Source organism: Leifsonia xyli, assembly GCA_001647635.1.
In the GTDB taxonomy this organism is placed as follows: domain Bacteria; phylum Actinomycetota; class Actinomycetes; order Actinomycetales; family Microbacteriaceae; genus Leifsonia; species Leifsonia xyli_A.
The window spans coordinates 2,516,705-2,532,657 of the sequence record CP014761.1 but is presented as its reverse complement, the minus strand read 5'-3'; the positions used below and the strand labels follow the sequence as shown (position 1 = coordinate 2,532,657).

Sequence of the window (15,953 nt, the reverse complement as noted above, 5' to 3'; positions counted from 1 at the left end):
GGACCCCGTGCAGTTCCACCACCACGGCTACGTCTCCGGCGACCCGCGCATCCACGAGCCCGAAGGCACCGGGATCGACCGCCCCGCCGAGCTGCCCGACGAGGTCGACGTGCTCATCGTCGGCTCCGGCCCCGCCGGCATGATCGCAGCCGCCCAGCTCGCCCAGTTCCCGGGCGTCGTCACCCGGCTCGTCGAGCGCCGGGCGGGCCGCCTCGCCATCGGCCAGGCGGACGGCATCCAGGCACGCAGCGTCGAGACGTTCCAGGCGTTCGGCTTCGCCGAGCGCATCATCGCCGAGGCGTACCGCATCACCGAGATGGCGTTCTGGAAGCCGGACCCGGCCGACCCCTCCCGCATCGTGCGCACCGCCCGCCCGGTGGACGACCCCACCGGCGTGAGCGAGTTCCCGCACCTGATCGTCAACCAGGCGCGTGTGCTCGACTACTTCGCCGAAGTCGCCGCCGACTCCCCCTCGCGGCTCACGCCGGACTACGGCTACGAGTTCGTGGGCCTCGAGGTCGGCGAGGGCGAGCATCCCGTCGCCGTCACCCTCCGCCGCACCGCCGGAGCCGACGAAGGCGCGGATCGGGTCGTGCACGCGAAATACGTCGTCGGCGCGGACGGCGCGCGCAGCAAGGTCCGCGAGGCGATCGGCTGCCACCTCGCCGGCGACTCGGCCAACCACGCCTGGGGCGTCATGGACGCGCTGGCGGTCACCGACTTCCCCGACATCCGGACCAAGTGCTCCATCCAGTCGGAGGCGGGCAACATCCTGCTCATCCCGCGCGAAGGCGGCTACCTCTTCCGCATGTACGTCGACCTCGGCGAGGTGCAGGCCGGGGACAACCGCGCTATCCGGTCCACCACCATCGAGCAGATCATCCAGAAGGCGAACGACATCCTGCACCCCTACACACTGGATGTGCGGAACGTGGCCTGGCACAGCGTGTACGAGGTCGGCCACCGCCTGACGGACCGGTTCGACGACGTGCTGCCGGAGGAGCTCGGGATGCGCACCCCGCGCGTCTTCATCACCGGCGACGCCTGCCACACCCACAGCGCGAAGGCCGGCCAGGGCATGAACGTCTCGATGCAGGACGGCTTCAACATCGGCTGGAAGCTCGGTCATGTGCTCGACGGCCGCGCGCCCGAGTCGCTCCTGGCCACGTACTCTGCCGAGCGCCAGGTCGTCGCGAAGGACCTCATCGACTTCGACAAGGAGTGGTCGACCCTGATGGCGAAGAAGCCGGAGGAGTTCGCCAGCCCCTCGGAGCTAGAGGACTTCTACGTGCGCACGGCCGAGTTCCCGGCCGGTTTCATGACGCAGTACGCGCCGTCGCTGATCGTCGGCGAGGCGTCGCACCAGGAGCTGGCGTCCGGCTTCCCGGTCGGCAAGCGTTTCAAGTCGGCGCCGGTCGAGCGCGTCTGCGACGGCAACCCGGTGCACCTCGGCCACCACGCGCGCGCGGACGGCCGGTGGCGCATCTACGTCTTCGCCGACGAGGCCGCTGCAGGCGCACCGTCGGGCGTCGCGGACCTCGCCGAGTGGATGTCGTCCTCCCCCGACTCGCCCCTCGCCGCGACGCCCGCCGACGCCGACCCGGATGCCTGGTTCGACGTGAAGGTGGTCTACCGGCAGGACCACACGGCGGTCGACCTGGGCGTCGTCCCCCCGCTGTTCCTGCCGCGCGTCGGCCCGTTCGGTCTGATCGACTACGAGAAGGTCTACGCCGCAGACCCGGCGCACGACATCTTCGCCGAGCGCGGCATCGACCGCGCGGGCGCGATCGTCGTGGTCCGCCCGGACCAGTACGTCGCCCACGTGCTCCCCCTCACCGCGACGGACGAGTTGGCGGCGTTCTTCCGCCCGATCCTGCGGAGCGCGGCGCTGGCGGGCTGAACTTCATTTTCGCGACTGCGGCCTTTCGGAACGAATGCGCCGGGGCGCCCGGGCGCACCTGAGACGAACTACCGCAGACAAGGCGATGGTCAGCGCAGGTCGGCCTCGATGGCCGCCGCCGCCTGCCGCAGTCGGGTGCCGATCCTCACCGCATCCACCTCGCTCGCCACGTACACCACGGCCAGCGCCGCGACCGGCTGGCCCGGCGCCTGCACAGGGACCGCCACCGACGCCAGTCCGACGATCACCTCGTCGTGGCTGGTCGCGTAGCCGCGCGCCCGGGCCTCCGCCGCCTCGTCCCGCGCGTGCTCGCCGGGCAGCATCCGCCACTGCGCCTCGGTGAGAACCGACTGGATGGCGATCCCGGGCGCTCCGGAGGCGAGGGGATGCCGCGTGCCGGGGCGCTGGGCCACGCTCGCGTGCGCGTGCGTCGGCTCCACCGTCACCAGGGTCACGACGTCGTGCCGGTCGAGCACCGCGAGGAACGCCGTCATGCTCAGCTCGTTGGCCACGGCCGTCAGCTGCGGAAGGGCCGCCGCCTGCAGGTCGCGCGAGACCGCGCGGGCGAGGGTCGCCATCCGCGGGCCGAGCTCGACGGCGCCCGCAGCGTCGCGCACGACCAGCCCATGGTCCTCGAGCGTGCGCAGGATGCGGTACGCGATCGAGCGGTGCAGGCCGAGCCGCGCGGCGATCGCCGGGATGGTCAGCGGCTCGCCCGCATCGGCGAGCAGTTCGAGCATCCGGATGCCGCGGGACAGGGTCTGCAGAGGAGGCGCTGTCGTCGCGGCGCCGTCATCGATCGGGGGCACCGTTCGATTATAGAAATGCAGGCAATGGTCGCGCAGCGCGGGAGGACGCGTCAGGCCGAGACGGTCTGCCGCGTGTTCACCACATCCACGCGCGCGTCGATGAACGAGTGCACGCTCTCGTGGATGTGGAACTGCGTGTGCGACAGGCGCGCCTCACGCGAGCGGAGCAGCGCTCGGGCCGCCGCGCGCCGCGAGCGGACGCGGCCGAGGCCGATCGTGGCTCCGAGCAGCACGGCGACCGCGGCGGCGGTGGCGGTCGCGTCGAGCATGCCGACCCACGCCGCCGGGAGCAGGGCGAGCGCAGCCGCCCAGCCGCCGGCCACCGCCAGGAGGAGCACGCCCGCCGTCCACAGCGTCGTCCGGGCCAGGCGGAGCGGGGGCGCGGCGAGCACGGCGCGCGCCTCGGCGGTCTCGCGCTCGTGCTGCCGGCGACGCTCCTTGGCCCAGTGCAGGTCGCGCTCGTGGCGACGCGCGAGCAGCTGGGCCTTGTCGTGGGCGTGGTTGTAGGAGGTGGTGTGCACGATACGTCCTTTGCAGCGTTCGGGTTCTCCTGCAGGCCGGGGTTCGGGTCCGGCTCCGCAGGGCTCAAGGGAGTAACTCGGGTGTGACAGAGGCGAGCATAGCCAGAAAGTTCGGTCTGTGGGTCGTTTGGAGGACACGATCTTGTACCCCAATCCGGGCGACACGGATACCGCGCACCCGGCGCTGTTATGGTGTGGCTTCCGAAGCGGCACGGAACGGGGGATGGGATGCGCAGACCGATCGTCGTCGCGACGCTCGCGGTGGCCGCCGTCATCGTCGCGGCCGGGGTCGTCTTCGGGGTGACGCGTCCGTCGACCACCCCCGTCGCCGCCACGCCCTCGTCCTCGCCGACGCCGACCGGGAGTCCTCGCGCCTTCCAGTCCTCACAGCTCTACCTCGACCCGAACACCGAGGCGGCGGCCGCGGCGAAGCGCCTGGAGCAGCAGGGAGACACCGAGGGCGCCCTCATCGCGAGCCGGATCGCCGCGGTGCCCACCGCCGTCTGGCTCGGCGAGTGGTTCCAGGGCGACCGGTTGGTGACCGAATTGACGAACGACGTCACCGACGCGAAGAAGCAAGGTGCGACTCCGGTGTTCGTGGCGTACGCCATCCCGAATCGCGACTGCGGCGGCTACTCGAAGGGCGGGCTCGCCGCCGACCAGTACCTGCCCTGGATCCGCACCATGGCGGCCACGCTCCGCGGCAGTCACGCGGTCGTGCTGCTCGAACCGGACTCCCTCGCCATGCTCGCCGACACGAAGTGCGACGGCTCGGCCGCGGTACGGCTGCCGCTGCTGAAGACGTCGGTCGGCATCCTGGAGTCGGCAGGAGTCGCCACCTACCTCGACGGCGGGAACGCGCGGTGGCTCTCCCCGTCCGCGCAGGCCGCGTGGCTCCAGAAGGCCGGGGTGGACAAGGCGCACGGCTTCTTCACGAACGTGTCCAACTTCGACAAGACGCAGAGCGAGCGCGACTACGCCGGCAAGCTCTCGTCCAAGATCGGCTGGAAGCACTACGTCATCGACGTGTCCCGCAACAGCAACGGCTGGACCGGCACCTGGTGCAACCCGTCCCGCGCCAAGCTCGGCCAGGACCCGCAGGTGACGGAGGGCGCCGATACCCGATTGGACGCGCTGCTCTGGGTGAAGCATCCGGGTGTCAGCGACGGCACCTGCAACGGCGGGCCCGCCGCCGGGGTGTGGTGGCAGGCCGGCGCCGAGGCGCTGCTGACCGGGGGCACGCCGTGAGCGCCGGGACAGGCGTGGACGCGTGCGCCGAGCTGGCGGACGCCTGCTCCCGCGTCGCAGCGAGGACCTCGAACGAGCGCGAGTTCCTCCGCCGCCTGGGCCATGACGTCGCGGGGGTCCGTCGCGGAGTGCTCTGGCCGGTCGACGCCGGACGCGGCGGGTCCAACCGCATCCGCGGCCGCGGGTTCCGCCGGCACGTCGACGACGGAACCGAGGGTCAGGCCCGGCACTTCGCCGGGATCGTCGCCGTGGCCGCCCGCATCGGTCCGCGGCTGACGCGCTGGCTGTCCATCCACGTGGGGCGGGACGCGCCCGACTCCGCGGACGGATGGCTCACCGATCACGCCCTCGACTTCGTGCGGCTGATCCGCTCGGGCGAGCTGGCGCCGCAGGACGCGGACGCCTGGGTGCGCCGCACGATCTGCGGTCGCTGACCCGCGCTCAACCGGCGGGCGGCAGGTGCGGGCTGCGGTGCACCTCCCACAGTCGGGCGTGCCCGGGCGAGTTCGGGTCGTCGACGATGGGCTCGTCGGCCATGAACAGCCGGATGGCGTGGGCCAGCCCGCCCGGGTGGCTGAAGTTGATCGCGTGCGCGGCCCCCTCGATCGCCACCACGAGCACGTGGTTGTCCGTCTGCTCCGCGACCTCGCGCACCCGCTGGTGGTGTGGCATCAACGGGTCGCGCTCGCCCACGACGACGAGCGTCGGGATGCTGAGGTCGAGCAGCCGCGCGAGCGACGGGTACTGCGTGAGCGCCCGGAACATCCTCACCGTGCTCGGCACCCCGAACCGCAGATAGTCGGGAGCGGCGACGGTCACCATCCGGGGCGGCTCCCGGACGCCGTCGCGCGACAGCTGCCCGACCGCGCGCCGCAGCGGCTGGTTGTGCACGCCGCCCGCGGGCGACACGAGCACGGCCCGGTCGATCCGCTCGGGGTAGTGGTGGGCGAACTCCAGGATGACCGGGCATCCCATCGAGTTGCCGACCAGCGTCGCCCGCTCGATCCCCCGGTCGTCGAGGAACCGCGCTGCCGCGCGCGCCAGGTCCGGGATGTCGAGCCCGTGCGGCGCGCGGCCGCTGCGTCCGAATCCGGGCAGGTCGGGGACGAGCGTGTGGAAGTCGTCCGCCAGCCGTTCCGCGGTGGGCAGGAGGTACCGCCCGGACAGGCCGAATCCGTGCACGTGCATCATCGCCGGCGCGTCGGGCGGGCTCATCGACTCCCGGTAGAAGACGTCGATGCCGTCGACCGTCGTCCACCGTTCCGCGAGGCCCGACGCGGGACGTCGCGGCAGCCGGCGGGGAGCGCTCTTGGTGCCCATAGTGCGATCATGCGCGCCCGGGTGGGCGGGCACAATGCACGGATCAGGAGGCGACGACCGCCGTCAGGCCGGCGTAGTCGTGCAGCCGCGGCAGCCCCGCGGTGACGCCGGACTCGTGCTCGCCGACGACGACCACGCGGGCGCCCGAGGCGACGGCTGCCGTCAACCCGGCCTCCGCATCCTCGAACACGACGCACTCGCCGATCGGCACACCGAGCCGCTCGGCCGCGAGCAGGTACCCCTGCGGATCGGGCTTGCCGCGCTCGACGTCCTCGGCGGCCACGAGCACCACCGGGACCGGGATGCCGGCGGCGCGCATCCGCGTCACCGCGAGGTCGCGCGGGGCGCTGGTGACCACGGCGATCTTCGCCCCGTCGTCCGCCAGCGCCGTGATGAAGGCCGCAGCTCCCGGGATCTCGACGATCCCTTCCGTGCGGGTCAGCTCCTCGGCGACGAGTCCGGCCGCCAACTGAGCAAGCTCGGCGTGCGTCAGCTGCGGCAGGAAGCGCGCGATCGTGTCGCCGGCCTGACGCCCGTGCGCGAACGCCAGCAGTTCGACCGGGTCGAGACCGTGCCGGCGGCAGAACTCCGTCCACACGTGCTCGACGATGGCGGTGGAGTCGACGAGCGTGCCGTCCATGTCGAACAGGAACCCGGCCGCCTCGATCTCGTGCACAGGTCGAGTCTAGGAGACGGCTCCCGAGGCGGCCGGGTCATGCGCGGAGGGGGCCATCCCACCTGCCCCCTCCGCATCCCTCACACCAGCGCGGCCGAGAACCGCGCCGGGCGGAACGTCTCCAGCAGCGGCGACTTCTCGCCGGTGAGGATCTCGCGGGCGAGGAGCTCCCCCGCGATCAGTCCGAGCGTCGCGCCGCTGTGCGTGAAGGCGACGAAGTAGCCGTCGATCTGGTCCAGCTCGCCGAGCACCGGCTCGCCGTCGCCCGGGATGGGCTTGCCGCCGATCCCGAAGCCGTCCAGCTCGAGCGCGGGGTTGCCGGCGAGGACGCGGGACGCCTCCACCAGCAGCCGGTCGACGATGCCCTCGGGCACTGCGATCGAGCCGTCGTCGCCGACGACCAACGACTCCTCCGACCAGGCCGAGTCGAGCGCGAGCGCGCCGGTCGGGGTGGGTCGCACGGCGACGTTCGGCGTGTTGAGCACCGCGGTCAGCTGCGTGTCGACCGGCTTGGTCCAGACGAGAAGCGCGGCGGGGCTGCCGTCTTCGATCGCGATGCCGTGCTCGGCGACCTGGGCCGGGACGCCGGGACCGGTGGCGAGCAGCACGGCGTCGGCGTCGAAGCGGCGACCGTCGGAGGCCACGGCGCCGACCGCGCGACCGTCCTCCACCACGACGTCGACGTGCCCGGCGCCCGTGATCAGCGAGCCGCCGCGCGCGGTGAACTCCGCGGCGAGGTGCTGGATGAGCGACGGCAGGTCGACCCATCCCTCGCCCGGGTTGAAGATCGCGCCCTCGGATGCGACCGCCGCCGGGTCGACGCCGGGCGTCACCGAGGCGACCTCGTCGGCGGTGACCCACTGCGCGTCGTAGCCGATGCTGCGCTCGTGCTCGATGACCGGACGGAAGCTCTCGCCCTCCGGCGCCCAGGTCAGTCCGCCGTCGAAGCGGAGGAACGCCGACACGTCCTCGCGAGCGGCGAGGGTGCGGTACCGGTCGATGCCGAGCTGGCGCAGCGCGTGGTACTCCGGCGAGCGCAGTCCGGCGGTGTTCAGCCACGAGAGGGAACGGCCGCTCGCGCCGCTGGCCAGCTCGCCCTCGGTGAGCAGGGTCACCTCGGCGCCCTGACGGACCAGCTGGGTGGCGGTCGAGACGCCGAGCACGCCGCCGCCGATGACGACGACGCGGGAACGGATGGATGTGGCGGTCATGGTGCTCACTTTCGGTTCTGCGAGTGGATGGTGTCGATCAGGTCGAGGACAGCGAGGCTGTCCAGCGGGTCGACCGGAAGGGGTGTGCCGTCCCGGAGGGCGGCGGCGAGCTGACGGTAGAAGCCGGCGTAGTCGCCGGGGACGAGCGGCACCTCATCCGGGTGCGCGTCGGTGCCGAGGCGGGCCGGAGAGTCCGCGCGGCCGAGGCGGGGGTCGCCGGGGCGCATCCCGCCCACGAGCTGCGGCTCCTGCGGGTCGAGGCCCCAGGAGACGAAACCGGAGCGGGAGCCGAGCGCGCGGAATCGCGGACCGGTGATCGGCGCGACGGCGCTCATCCAGAGGTGGCTGGTCGTGCCCGACGCGTGCTCCAGGACGACGAACACGTCGTCGTCGGCCGCGCCGCCACGGCGGTTCCGGACCTCGGCGTGGGCGACCTCGGCCGGGCCGAACAGCAGCAGCGCCTGGTCGATCAGGTGCGCCCCGAGGTCGAACAGGATGCCGCCACCCTCGCGCGCGTCGGTGGTCGACTTCCAGGAGTCGTCGGCCGACGGCTTCCACCACTCGAACCGCGACTCGAAGCGCCGGACATCGCCGAGCGCGCCCTCGCCGACGAGTCGGCGGAGGGTGAGGAAGTCGCCGTCCCAGCGGCGGTTCTGGAAGACCGTGAACGGTACCCCGGCGGCCGCGGCCCGCTCGACGAGCGCCTGGCCGGACGCGGAGTCCGGCGCGAACGGCTTGTCGACGACGGTCGCGATCCCGGCATCGACCGCGGCCGTGGCGTGCGCGACGTGCAACGGCGTCGGCGAGGCGACGATGACCAGGTCGAGCCCGGGATGCGTGAGCAGCGCGTCCACATCGGGCATGGCGACGGCGGACGGGTGGGCGGCCGCCAGCCGGTCGGCCTGCGACGTGACCACTGCCGCCAGGTCGAACGCGGGATCCGCCGCGAGGAACGGCGCGTGGAACACCCGCCCCGCGACGCCGTACCCGATGAGGCCGACACGGAGCGGCGCGCCGCTCACAGCACCTCCGACAGGAAGCGCTGCAGACGCGGGCTCTGCGGACGGTCGAACAGGTCCTCCGGGCGACCGGCCTCGACGACCTTCCCCTCGTCCATGAAGACGACCTGGTCGGCCACCTTGCGGGCGAAGTTCATCTCGTGGGTGACCACCACCATGGTCATCCCGCGACGGCCCAGGTCGGCCATGAGGTTGAGGACGCCCTTGACGAGCTCGGGGTCGAGCGCGCTGGTGACCTCGTCGAAGAGCATCACCTCCGGCTCCATGGCGAGGGCCCGGGCGATCGCGACGCGCTGCTGCTGGCCTCCGGAGAGGTCGCGCGGCCGGTGGTCCATCCGCTCGCCGAGGCCGACCTCGGTGAGGCGCTCCTCGGCGATCCGGCGCGCCTCCGCCTTCGGCATCCCCTTCACGCTGCGCAGCGCGAGCATGACGTTCTCGAGCGCGGTGTGGTCGGGGAACAGGTTGAAGTGCTGGAACACGAGGCCGATCCGGCGGCGCAGTGCGTCCGGCTTCGTGCCCAGGATGCTCTCGCCGGCCAGTCGCACATCACCGCTCTTGGGTTCGTGCAGCCGGTTGATGCCGCGCAGCATCGTCGACTTGCCCGACCCCGAGGGGCCGATGATGCAGGTCGTGGTGCCGGCCGGGACGGAGATCGACACGCCGCGGAGCACGTCGATGTCGCCGTAGGCCATCGTCAGGTCGACCAGGTCGAGCGAGGAGCTCGTGAACTCCGGGGTCGTCTGGGCGGGAAGGGGCGAGGTGTACGTCATGTGTTGCTCCCGAGGGTGAGGGGCGCGGGCGGCTGGACCTCGTCCAGCTCGTCCAGTCCGCTCTTCGGCGGCGCCGGCTTGCGGCGACCGGTGCGGAACCGGTTGTCGAAGTAGTTGACGAGGTGGGTGAGCGGAACGGTGATGACCAGGTAGAACAGTCCGGCGAGCACCAGCGGCGACAGGTTGCCCGTGAGCACCGCCGCATCCTGGCCGACCCGGAACAGCTCGCGTTCGCCGACCAGCAGGCCGAGGAAGTACACGAGGCTCGAGTCCTTCACGATCGCGATGAACTGGTTCACCAGCGCCGGAAGGACGCGCCGGACGCCCTGCGGCACCACGACGAGCGCCATCGCCTTGGCGTAGCTGAGGCCGAGCGCGCGGCACGCCTCCAGCTGCCCCTTGTCGACGCTCTGGATGCCGGCACGGAAGATCTCGCCGATGTACGCAGCCGCGATCAGCGACAGCGCGAGGATGCCGAGCGGGTACGGCGACGGTCCGAAGATCGACTGCGAGAACCGCGCGAAGCCCTGGCCGATGAGCAGGATGGTGAGGATCGCCGGCAGTCCGCGGAAGATGTCCGTGTAGACGCGGGCGGGGATGCGCAGCCAGCGGGAGGTGGAGATCCCCATGACGGCGACCACCATGCCGAGCACGACGCCGATGACGGTCGCCGCGATCGAGATGATCAGCGTGTTGACGAGTCCGACGCCCAGCAGCTGCGGGAAGACCTGCAGCATCGACGGGATATCGAAGAAGGTGTGCGTGATGGTGGTGAGCCAGTCCATGGGGATCTCCCTGCGGTGCTGTTACTTCGACGGGGTCGGCGTCGAGGTCTGCTCCGCCTTCGGCAGGTACTGCTCGGGCATCGGCGAGCCCGGGAACCACTTCTGGTAGAGCTTCTTCCAGGTGCCGTCCTCCATCGCCGCGTGGAGCGCCTTGTTCAGCGCGTTCTTGAGGGCGGGGTTGCCCTTGGCGATGGCGAAGCCGGCGGGGGCGTCGAACGAGGGGATGTCGTCCGCGTCCTTGAGGGCGGGGTACTGCGCGACGTAGCTCTTCGCGGCCTCGTAGTCGAGGAAGTGCGCGTCCACCGAGCCGCTGTTGAGTGCCGAGACGGCCGCGTTGTTGTCCGGGAATCGGACGAGGCTCGCCTTCGGGAAGTTCTTGACGGCGTAGGCCTCCTGCAGGGTGCCCTGCACGACGCCGAGGCGCTTGCCCGCGAGGTCGTCCTTGGAGTCGATGCCGCTCGTCTTGGTGGTGAGCACGGTCAGGTAGCCGGCGAGGTAGCCGTCGGAGAAGTCGACCGTCTTCTTGCGCTCGTCGGTGATGCCGATGGCGGCGACGCCGACGTCGAACTGGTGGTTCGCGACGGCCGCGAGGAGGCCGGAGAAGTCCTGGCCGGTGAAGACCGGCTTGCCGATGCCGGCGCGCTTCGCCACGTCGGTGAACAGCTCGACGTCGAAGCCGGTGAAGTTCCCGCTCGCGTCAGTGAACGTGTACGGCTTGGAGTCGCCGAGGCTCGCAACGCGGACGGTGCTCGCTTCGATGAGGCCGTAGGGGTTGTCCTTCGTCGAGGCGCCGGAAGCGCCGCCTGCGCTGCAGGCCGCGAGAACCAGGGCCGCGGAGGCCGCGGCAGCGAGCAGCGCTGCCGGCCGGAGGATGGTGCGTCGTTTCACTGCGGGTCCAATCGTGTGGGGGCGGGACGGCGAGGAAGGGGACGTGCGATCCTCGTCGATCTCCTGGTTGCTGAGACCGGTCTCTGGCGATTACGCTGAGACCGGTCTCAGTTGGTTTTCTGGGACGCTACAACACGTTTCCCGGGTTCGTCAACACCGGGACCGCGACCAGGAAGGGTCAGCGAATGTCCCCACGCCCCGCGTCCCGCCGCGCCGTCACGGTGGCCGACATCGCCCGCGCGGCGAAGGTCTCCAAGGCGACGGCCGCCCGCGCGCTCGGCGACTACGGCCAGGTGAGCGAGGCCGTCCGGTCACGCGTGCTGGCCGCCGCGGAGGAGCTGAACTACCGCCCGAACGCGCTGGCCCGCTCGATGAACACCGGCCGCTCCAACACGATCGGCGTGGTCGTCGGCGACATCGAGAACCCGTTCTTCGCCCACGCCATGCGCGGCATCTCCGACGTCGCCAGCAAGGCCGGGTACGACGTCATCCTCACCAACTCCGACGAGGACGTGGACGCCGAGGAGGCGGCCGTGGACCTCCTTCTCGACAAGCAGGTGGATGCGCTGATCGTGGCTCCGGCGTCCTCGGCGCGGGTCGACCACCTGGCGAACGCGGGGGCCGCCGGCCGTCCGCTGGTGCTGCTCGACCGGCGCGACCAGGACGGACGCTACGACTCCGTCACCGTCGACAACCGCACCGCGGCCGCTCGCGCGACGGCGGAACTGCTCACCGAGGGCCACCGCCGGATCGCGTTCATCTCGACCCACGATCACCCGGCCGGGGTCTACGCTCCGGGCGACACCATCACGATGTCGAGCGTCGCGGACCGCGTGGCCGGCGTCATGGAGGCGCTCACCGACGCGGGCATCCCGTCACCGGAGCGCGACATCCGGCTCGACGCCCGCCGCCGTGGCGTGGATGCCGTCGCGCGGGAGCTGCTCACCGGCCCCGACCCGGCGACCGCCGTGATCGCGTCGGACAGCCTCATCGCGATGACCGTGTTCCAGACCATCCGCACGCTCGGGCTCCGCATCCCGGACGACGTATCGCTCATCGCGTTCGACAACCCCGAGTGGACCGGCATCACGACGCCGCCCCTCACCGTCGTCGAGCAGCCCATCTACGAACTGGGCGCGGCCGCCGCACGCCTCGCGCTGCAGCGCATCAGCGGGGAGCGGGTGGACGACGAGGCCGTCGTCTTCGACGCAGGCCTGGTCCGCCGCGCGTCCGTCGCTCCCCCGCCGGTCGCCGCGAGCACCGCCTCCCCTGACTCGTGCCGATTCGTGCCGAATGTGCTCGTCCCCGTTCAGCCCCGCGGTCGCCATCCCCCACTCCGATTCGTCACGAATGGGCGCGATTCGTGACGAATCGCCGCGATTCGTCACGAATCGCCGCGAGCGCGGAGGTCAGCGGCCGGTCTCGCGGGCGGATGCTGCCGCGCGGAGGTCGCTGAGCGCGCGGTCGGTCTCGCGCGAGACCGATCCCCCGCGGGCGAGGATCGCGGCCGGCAGCCAATCGCTGAGGCGGAAGCGCCGCCGCTCGACAGCCCGGCCGCCGCTCCTCCGCGCCGGGCGTGCCACCCAGCCGTGGTCGATTCCCTGTGTCCAAGTCGTGTTCGCCATGTCCTCTACGTTACGAACGTAAATATCCGGTCACGAGATGGCTTCAGGTCTATCTTCGTAAAGATCCGGCCACTACACTGAGGGCATGATCCGATCCGTCGCGGTCCCCCTCATCGACGACTTCGCCATGTTCGAGTTCGGCGTCGTCTGCGAGGTCTTCGGCCTCGACCGCAGCTACGCGGGGCTGGAGCCGTTCGACTTCCGCGTCTGCGCCGTCGACCCGTCGAAGCCGATCGTCAACCCGACCGGCGTCACCCTGACCGCGCCCTACGGACTCGAAGCGATGGAGGACGCCGACCTGATCGCCGTCCCCGCCGCGACCGTCCGCGACGAGTACCCGCCGGAGTTCCTGGAGGCGCTCCGACGCGCCTACGACCGCGGCGCCATCCTGCTCAGTGTCTGCTCCGGCGCGTTCGCCCTGGGCGCCGCCGGCCTGCTCGACGGGCGCGACGTCACCACGCATTGGCGCTACGCCGAGGCCCTGCAGCGCCGCTTCCCCGCGGCCCGGGTGGATCCGGACGTCCTCTTCGTCGACGACGGCCGCATCATCACCAGCGCGGGCACCTCCGCCGGCATCGACGCCAGCCTCCACCTCGTCCGCCGCGAGCTCGGCAGCGCGGTCGCGAACACGATCGCGCGCAACATGGTGGTCCCTCCGCAGCGCGACGGCGGCCAGCGCCAGTACATCGACAAGCCGGTCAGCGACTGCGAGGACGACACCTTCAGTGAACTGCTCGACGACCTCACCGGTCGCCTCGACGAGACGCACACCGTCGGCAGCCTCGCCGAGCGCGTGCACATGTCGACCCGCAGCTTCTCGCGCCGGTTCGTCGCCGAGACCGGCGTTCCCCCGATGCAGTGGCTCACGACCCAGCGCGTCCTGCACGCGCGACTGCTGCTGGAGACCACCGACCTCCCGATCGACGAGGTGGCCCGGCAGTGCGGCTTCGGCAGCGCCACCCTCCTGCGACACCACTTCGACGCGGAGGTCGGGGTCCCGCCGACGCGCTACCGCGCCGCTTTCGCGCGGGTCTGACGCCGCGGCATCAGGTCGTCGCCGCGGTAGTGGCGCAGCAGCCGCCAGTTGCGCACCGCCAGATCGGCGCAGAGGGCGACGGTGACGAGCCCGCACATCACCACACCCCAGGCACGAGGATTCTCTCCCTGGGTCGGGATGGCGACCGCCAGCGCCACGGTCGCGATCAGGGCGAGCGCCGCGAGCACGCCGCCCACCCCGGCGAGCCGCCGGGCCCGAGCGCGCTCCGATCGGTCTCCCATGCAGCGGAAACTACTCCGCGGACGCGGTGTACGAAAGATGAACGTGTGCTGAACCGGAGATGAAGCCGCCGGCGCCCTAGACGACGACGTCCCCGCGTGGTCGGACCACGCGGGGACGTCGGGATGAAGCGTCAGTCAGTTCTTGAAGGCGTCCTTGACCTTCTCACCGGCCTGCTTGAGGTCGGCTTTTGCCTGGTCGCCCTTGCCCTCGGCTTCGAGGCGCTCGTCGCCGGTCGCCTTGCCGGTGGCCTCCTTGGCGCTGCCGCCCAGCTTCTCGCCGGCGTTCTCGATCTTGTCGTCGAGTCCCATGACGTCCCCTTTCGTGGTCCGATTCGCCACAGACGTTCCCACCGTCCGGGGAGCGGGTCTACCCCCGATCAGCGAGGTCTCACCGGGCACTCAGCCAGACGCGTCCCGCCGGTCCAACGCGTCGAGCGCATCCGACATGCGCCCCAGGAAGCCGGTCACGACGTCCGCCTCCCGCTCGTCGAGCTCGGAGGCGGCGGCCAGCATCCGGCGGTGCATCGCGTCCAGCGTGTGCCGGACCTCCTCATCCGCGCCGGGCGTCGCCACGATCACAAGGGAGCGGCGGTCGCGTGGATGCGGCCGGCGGCTCACCCAGCCGGCGATGGTGAGGCGGTCGAGCATCGCAGTGACCGAGGACGACTTCAGCTTCAGCAAGGCGCCCAGCTCGGCCGGCGTGGCCGGGTCGTCCTCGTTCTGGCGCTTCAGCAGGAAGCGCAGCGCGCGCAAGTCGTTCTCGCCCATCCGCATCGAGTCGCGGGTACGGCGGCGCATGGCCTGTTCGGCCGCGCGGTACTCGCGCAGCGCGTTCAGGACCTCCACGGTGTGGGAGTCGGCACGGTCGTACCAGTAGCCCCCGGCGTTCTGATCGTCGATGGGGCGATTTTACGCGGTGCCGCCGACGCGCGGACGCCCGAGGTTCGGACCGTGCACGTTGCGGCCCGCGTCGATCCCGTCGACGGCGTCGCGCATCCGGCGGAGGAAGTCGACGACGATGCGCGCATCCTCCGGGGTCAGCGAGGCGGCGACCGTGACGAGCTCATCGCGCATGTCGCCGAGGATGGCGCGCTGGAGCTCGTCCTGGGGAACGACCGGTACGACGATCAGGGCGCGCCGGTCGAACGGGCTGGCCTCGCGCCGGATGTGCCCGGCTCGCTCGAGGCGGTCGAGCAGCGCGGTGACGGAGGAGCTCTGGATCCCCAGGTACTCGGCGAGCTCCTTCGGCCCGACGGTGCGGCCCTCCTCAGCCGCCCGCAGCAGGTAGCGCATCGCGGACACGTCGTTCTCGCTCATCCGGAGCACGCCTTCCGAGCGGCGGCGCATGGCGGATTCGGCGGCACCGAAGGCGCGCATGGCCTCCAGCACCGCGAGGCCGCGCGAGCGATCCTCCGGCTCGTCCTGGTACCAGTAGTGGCGCGCCGATTCCTGCGTATCGGACGTCATGGCTTAACGATAGGGCACCGAGTAAAGAGGCTGTCTAGCTTCTGGCCGCACTCAGAACCGGCTCGGGCATGACGAGCAGTCCGTTGGGCCGGTGGGTGCCGTCCATGAGGGCGTCCAGCCACTCGCGATTGAGGGGCGCGATGGTCGACTCGTCGTAGCGGAACCGGATCGGCAGGCCGTTGTCGACCCAGATCGCCTCGCGTCCGCCTTCGCCGTCCGGGATCCAGCTGAGCGTGAACGACTCCCGGCGGCGGAGCTTCGTGGTGATCACGACCTGCAGATGCGACAGCAGTCGATCGCCGAACAGGTAGTCCGTTCCGCCGTAGTTGAGCACGCCCATCCCCGCCGCTTCCTTTCTAGTACGCCCTGTTCTACGGACGTACGTGTAGTTAGTCTAATCATATTGCTTGCTTGTCTAGCAATCTCCCTGGGCAAG

Annotated in this window: 19 protein-coding genes and 1 pseudogene; 5 read left to right on the top strand and 15 right to left on the bottom strand. The window is 71.2% G+C overall.

Going from position 1 to position 15,953, the window contains the following annotated elements; translation table 11 throughout:
• Positions 1 to 7: 7 nt before the first annotated feature.
• Positions 8 to 1,900, top strand: coding sequence for a phenol 2-monooxygenase (locus tag A0130_12475; GenBank protein ANF32379.1), 1,893 nt, complete (start codon positions 8 to 10; stop codon positions 1,898 to 1,900).
• An 89-nt stretch (positions 1,901 to 1,989) separates the two neighbouring features.
• Here the strand turns inward: A0130_12475 and A0130_12470 are convergent, their stop codons facing one another.
• Positions 1,990 to 2,640 carry an ArsR family transcriptional regulator gene (locus tag A0130_12470; protein ID ANF33427.1) on the bottom strand — a complete coding sequence of 217 codons (651 nt, stop codon included), beginning with the start codon at positions 2,638 to 2,640 and terminating at the stop codon, positions 1,990 to 1,992.
• 119 nt (positions 2,641 to 2,759) lie between these two features.
• A complete protein-coding gene (locus A0130_12465) occupies positions 2,760 to 3,230 on the bottom strand; it encodes a hypothetical protein (GenBank protein ANF32378.1) in 471 nt (156 codons plus the stop codon).
• Positions 3,231 to 3,458: 228 nt separating this feature from the next.
• Between A0130_12465 and A0130_12460 the strand changes: the two genes are divergently transcribed.
• Both A0130_12460 and A0130_12455 read left to right on the top strand, forming a co-directional pair.
• Positions 3,459 to 4,478: a hypothetical protein gene (locus tag A0130_12460; GenBank protein ID ANF32377.1), complete on the top strand. Its 1,020-nt coding sequence runs from the start codon at positions 3,459 to 3,461 to the stop codon at positions 4,476 to 4,478.
• Between the two features lie 14 nt (positions 4,479 to 4,492).
• Entirely contained in the window at positions 4,493 to 4,912 is a 420-nt protein-coding gene (locus tag A0130_12455) for a hypothetical protein (GenBank protein ANF33426.1), read from the top strand.
• Positions 4,913 to 4,919: 7 nt separating this feature from the next.
• On the opposite strand, the gene A0130_12450 is transcribed toward A0130_12455, so the two are convergent.
• From A0130_12450 to A0130_12420, 7 genes are all read right to left on the bottom strand, one after another.
• Entirely contained in the window at positions 4,920 to 5,798 is an 879-nt protein-coding gene (locus A0130_12450) for an alpha/beta hydrolase (GenBank protein ANF32376.1), read from the bottom strand.
• Between the two features lie 43 nt (positions 5,799 to 5,841).
• A complete protein-coding gene (locus tag A0130_12445) occupies positions 5,842 to 6,474 on the bottom strand; it encodes a phosphatase (GenBank protein ID ANF32375.1) in 633 nt (210 codons plus the stop codon).
• Positions 6,475 to 6,554: 80 nt separating this feature from the next.
• Positions 6,555 to 7,685 (bottom strand): D-amino-acid oxidase, encoded by a 1,131-nt coding sequence (locus A0130_12440; protein ID ANF32374.1) that lies wholly within the window; start codon positions 7,683 to 7,685, stop codon positions 6,555 to 6,557.
• A gap of 5 nt (positions 7,686 to 7,690) precedes the next feature.
• Complete coding sequence (locus tag A0130_12435; GenBank protein ANF32373.1) at positions 7,691 to 8,707, bottom strand: oxidoreductase; 1,017 nt, start codon at positions 8,705 to 8,707, stop codon at positions 7,691 to 7,693.
• On the bottom strand, positions 8,704 to 9,474 hold the full coding sequence (locus tag A0130_12430) for a peptide ABC transporter ATP-binding protein (GenBank protein ANF32372.1): 771 nt from the start codon (positions 9,472 to 9,474) through the stop codon (positions 8,704 to 8,706). The genes A0130_12435 and A0130_12430 overlap by 4 nt, the downstream gene beginning before the upstream one ends.
• Positions 9,471 to 10,259 carry an amino acid ABC transporter permease gene (locus tag A0130_12425; protein ID ANF32371.1) on the bottom strand — a complete coding sequence of 263 codons (789 nt, stop codon included), beginning with the start codon at positions 10,257 to 10,259 and terminating at the stop codon, positions 9,471 to 9,473. The genes A0130_12430 and A0130_12425 overlap by 4 nt, the downstream gene beginning before the upstream one ends.
• A 21-nt stretch (positions 10,260 to 10,280) precedes the next feature.
• Positions 10,281 to 11,147, bottom strand: coding sequence for an amino acid ABC transporter substrate-binding protein (locus A0130_12420; GenBank protein ANF32370.1), 867 nt, complete (start codon positions 11,145 to 11,147; stop codon positions 10,281 to 10,283).
• 185 nt (positions 11,148 to 11,332) lie between these two features.
• On the opposite strand from A0130_12420, the pseudogene A0130_12415 reads away from it, so the two are divergent.
• Positions 11,333 to 12,406: pseudogene (locus A0130_12415) on the top strand (LacI family transcriptional regulator).
• Between the two features lie 150 nt (positions 12,407 to 12,556).
• Here A0130_12415 and A0130_12410 read toward each other — a convergent pair.
• Positions 12,557 to 12,745 carry a hypothetical protein gene (locus tag A0130_12410; protein ANF33425.1) on the bottom strand — a complete coding sequence of 63 codons (189 nt, stop codon included), beginning with the start codon at positions 12,743 to 12,745 and terminating at the stop codon, positions 12,557 to 12,559.
• Between the two features lie 112 nt (positions 12,746 to 12,857).
• Between A0130_12410 and A0130_12405 the strand changes: the two genes are divergently transcribed.
• Positions 12,858 to 13,808, top strand: coding sequence for an AraC family transcriptional regulator (locus A0130_12405; protein ID ANF32369.1), 951 nt, complete (start codon positions 12,858 to 12,860; stop codon positions 13,806 to 13,808).
• On the opposite strand, the gene A0130_12400 is transcribed toward A0130_12405, so the two are convergent.
• From A0130_12400 to A0130_12380, 5 genes are all read right to left on the bottom strand, one after another.
• A complete protein-coding gene (locus A0130_12400) occupies positions 13,781 to 14,050 on the bottom strand; it encodes a hypothetical protein (protein ID ANF32368.1) in 270 nt (89 codons plus the stop codon). The genes A0130_12405 and A0130_12400 overlap by 28 nt on opposite strands.
• A 135-nt stretch (positions 14,051 to 14,185) precedes the next feature.
• Positions 14,186 to 14,359, bottom strand: a complete 174-nt coding sequence (locus tag A0130_12395; GenBank protein ANF32367.1) for a CsbD-like protein — start codon at positions 14,357 to 14,359, stop codon at positions 14,186 to 14,188.
• Positions 14,360 to 14,449: 90 nt separating this feature from the next.
• A complete protein-coding gene (locus A0130_12390) occupies positions 14,450 to 14,818 on the bottom strand; it encodes a hypothetical protein (protein ID ANF33424.1) in 369 nt (122 codons plus the stop codon).
• A 141-nt stretch (positions 14,819 to 14,959) separates the two neighbouring features.
• Positions 14,960 to 15,517 carry a hypothetical protein gene (locus tag A0130_12385; protein ANF32366.1) on the bottom strand — a complete coding sequence of 186 codons (558 nt, stop codon included), beginning with the start codon at positions 15,515 to 15,517 and terminating at the stop codon, positions 14,960 to 14,962.
• Positions 15,518 to 15,551: 34 nt separating this feature from the next.
• On the bottom strand, positions 15,552 to 15,857 hold the full coding sequence (locus A0130_12380; protein ID ANF32365.1) for a hypothetical protein: 306 nt from the start codon (positions 15,855 to 15,857) through the stop codon (positions 15,552 to 15,554).
• Positions 15,858 to 15,953 lie beyond the last annotated feature (96 nt).